Source organism: Streptomyces katrae (assembly GCF_000966975.1).
GTDB classification, from domain to species: Bacteria; Actinomycetota; Actinomycetes; order Streptomycetales; family Streptomycetaceae; genus Streptomyces; species Streptomyces katrae.
In genome coordinates, this window is the sequence record NZ_JZWV01000192.1 from 1 (window position 1) to 2,780 (window position 2,780).

Sequence of the window (2,780 nt, forward strand, 5' to 3'; positions counted from 1 at the left end):
CTCCTGGCAAGCGGTGACGATCGCGGCCGCCTTCGCGGGCTCCAGCAGGCCGAGCTCCCCGTTGGCGAGGGCCGCGGCCTCCTTGACGGCGGCGAGGGCGTCGATCAGGTGCGGGTAGGCGGAGATCGGCGTGCCGGTGATGGGGAAGTTCTCGGTGGCGCGCAGGGTGTGGACGCCCCAGTAGGCGTCGGCGGGGACGTCGCGGTCTCCGAGCAGGTCGTGTTCACTGCGGGTGGAGGCGGTCATGGGGGTGCGGTCCTCTTCCTGAGGTGGCGGATCAGAAGTGGTGAAAAAGGGCGAGCGGGAGTCAGGCGGTCGCGGTGGCCGGGGCGCCGGGCGGGTCCAGGGCCGCCACCGGGCGGACGCCCCCGACAGCCCGGCCGCCACCGGTCACCGGCTCGCCCGCGAACCCGGCGAGCAGCCGGGGCTCGACCCCCGCACGTGCGAGGGCGGCGGCCGTCACGGCGACGCGTGCCCGGTCCGCGCCGTCGGAGATCTTCACGGCGACGGCCCGGCCGTCGGGCAGTGCGGCCAGGTGGACGCCCTCGAAGCCGTCCTTGGCGAGCAGCCCGGGCACCGCGCGCATCAGTGCGGCCGAGTCCCGCCCCGCGCCGGAGGCCATCTCCGGATGGAGGCGCAGCGCGCCCGCGACCCGGTGCTCGGCGGTGTCCGGCGCCGCCGTGGCGATGCGGGCGGCGGCCCGGGCCAGGCCGTGCAGGGACACCGCGAACAGGGGGGCACCGCAGCCGTCGACGGTGACGTTCGCGACGCGCTGGCCGGTGAGGTCCTCGACGGCCTCGGCGATCGTCCTCTGGAGCGGGTGGTCCGCGTCGAGGTACGACTCCAGGGGCCAGCCGGACAGCTTGCACAGGTAGAGCATCGCCGCGTGCTTGCCGGAACAGTTCTGGGCGAGCCGGGACGGCCCGCGGCCCTCACGCACCCAGGCGTCCCGGACGGCCGGACCGTAGGGGAGGTCGGGGACGTTGCGCAGGTCGGCCTCGGTGAGACCGGCCAGCTCCAGGATCAGCCGGACACCCGCGAGATGGTGCTCCTCGCCGGAGTGACTGCCCATCGCGAGGGAGAGCAGGGCCCCGTCGAGGGGCAGGCCGGCCCGCACCATGGCGACGGCCTGGACCGGCTTGAGGGCCGAACGCGGGTAGCAGGCGGCCTCGATGTCGCCGATGCCCAGCCTGACGCCGCCTCCGTCGTCGAGGACGACCACGGAGCCGTAGTGGACCCCCTCGATCAGACCGCCCCGCATGACGTGGGCGACGGGGGCGTGCCGGGGCTCGCGGATCGCGGGCGCGTCCGCGAGGAAACTGCTGCGCATCACTGCCTCGTTCTGTGGTGGGTCGCTGCGAACCGGGGGTGGCGACGGCCACCCCCGGCGCAGGAGGACGGGTCGCGTCCGGCTCAGTCGTCGCTCCCGGACGCGGCGCGTGCCACGCGGCCGCGGACCGCGTACCACCCGGCGACCAGTGCCGCGGCGATCAGCGGCACGCACAGCACGGTGGTGCGCGCGGCCCCTCCGTCGGCGTACATGAGGACCAGGACGGAGGCGAGGAAGGCCAGCGTCACGATTTCGGTCCACGGGGAGCCCGGCAGGCGGTAGGAGGGACGGGTCAGCTCCCCGCTGCGGGTCTTCCGCCAGAACAGGAGGTGGCAGATCATGATCATGCCCCAGGTGGCGAGGATGCCGATCGCCGCGAGGTTGAGGACGATCTCGAACGCGTCCGCCGGGACCACGAAGTTGAGCCCGACGCCCAGGACGCACATGCCGCTGGTGAGGAGGATGCCGCCGTAGGGGACCTGGGTGCGGCTGAGCCGGGCGGTGAAGCGCGGGGCGGAGCCGTTGACGGCCATCGAGCGCAGGATGCGGCCGGTGGAGTAGAGGCCGGAGTTGAGCGAGGACATGGCGGCGGTGAGGACGACCAGGTTCATCACGTCGCCCGCCGCCGGGATGCCGATGTGGGAGAGCACGGTCACGAACGGACTCTGGCCGGCGCTGTAGCTGTTCCAGGGCATCAGCATCGACAGCAGGATGACCGAGCCGACGTAGAAGAGGCCCACGCGCCACATGATCGAGTTGATCGCCTTGGGCATGATCTCCTCGGGGTTCTCCGTCTCGCCGGCCGTGACGCCGACCAGTTCGACGGAGGCGTAGGCGAAGACGACGCCCTGGATGATCAGCAGCATGGGGAGCAGCCCGTTGGGGAAGATCCCGCCGTGGTCGGTGATCAGCGCAGGACCCGGGACGGTGCCGCCGACGGGGTGCCGGGTCACCAGCAGGAAGATCGCGATCCCCATGAAGACGACCAGGGCACTGACCTTGACGATGGCGAACCAGAACTCCAGTTCGCCGAAGATCCGCACCGAGATCAGGTTCACGGTCAGGACCACGGCCAGGGCTATGAGGGCGATCACCCACTGGGGGACGTCGGAGAACAGGTGCCAGTAGTGGGTGTACGTGGCGACGGCGGTGATGTCGGCGATGCCGGTGGTCGCCCAGTTCAGGAAGTACATCCAGCCCGCGGTGTAGGCCCCCTTCTCCCCGAGGAACTCCCGGGCGTAGGAGACGAAGGCACCGGAGGACGGCCGGTACAGGACCAGCTCGCCGAGCGCGCGCACCACGAGGAACGCGAAGATCCCGCAGACGGCGTAGGCGACGAACAGGGAGGGACCGGCATCGGCGAGGCGTCCGCCCGCACCGAGGAAGAGCCCGGTGCCGATCGCACCCCCGATGGCGATCATGTTGACGTGCCGGGGTTTCAAGGACTTGC

3 protein-coding genes are annotated in these 2,780 nt (G+C 71.8%); all 3 read right to left on the reverse strand.

Going from position 1 to position 2,780, the window contains the following annotated elements:
- Nucleotides 1-246, reverse strand: a 246-nt coding sequence (locus tag VR44_RS08980; protein ID WP_045946876.1) for a lyase family protein, incomplete at its 3' end; no start/stop codon positions are given.
- A 61-nt stretch (nucleotides 247-307) separates the two neighbouring features.
- Nucleotides 308-1,330 carry an asparaginase gene (locus tag VR44_RS08985; RefSeq protein WP_045946877.1) on the reverse strand — a complete coding sequence of 341 codons (1,023 nt, stop codon included), beginning with the start codon at nucleotides 1,328-1,330 and terminating at the stop codon, nucleotides 308-310.
- An 83-nt stretch (nucleotides 1,331-1,413) separates the two neighbouring features.
- Nucleotides 1,414-2,780: amino acid permease (locus tag VR44_RS08990; protein ID WP_045946878.1), on the reverse strand; the 1,367-nt coding region annotated here is incomplete at its 5' end.

Bases quoted from the DNA above. Each gene is read 5' to 3' on its own strand.
- VR44_RS08985 (WP_045946877.1), bottom strand. From the start codon at position 1,330: ATGCGCAGCAGTTTCCTCGCGGACGCGCCCGCGATCCGCGAGCCCCGG.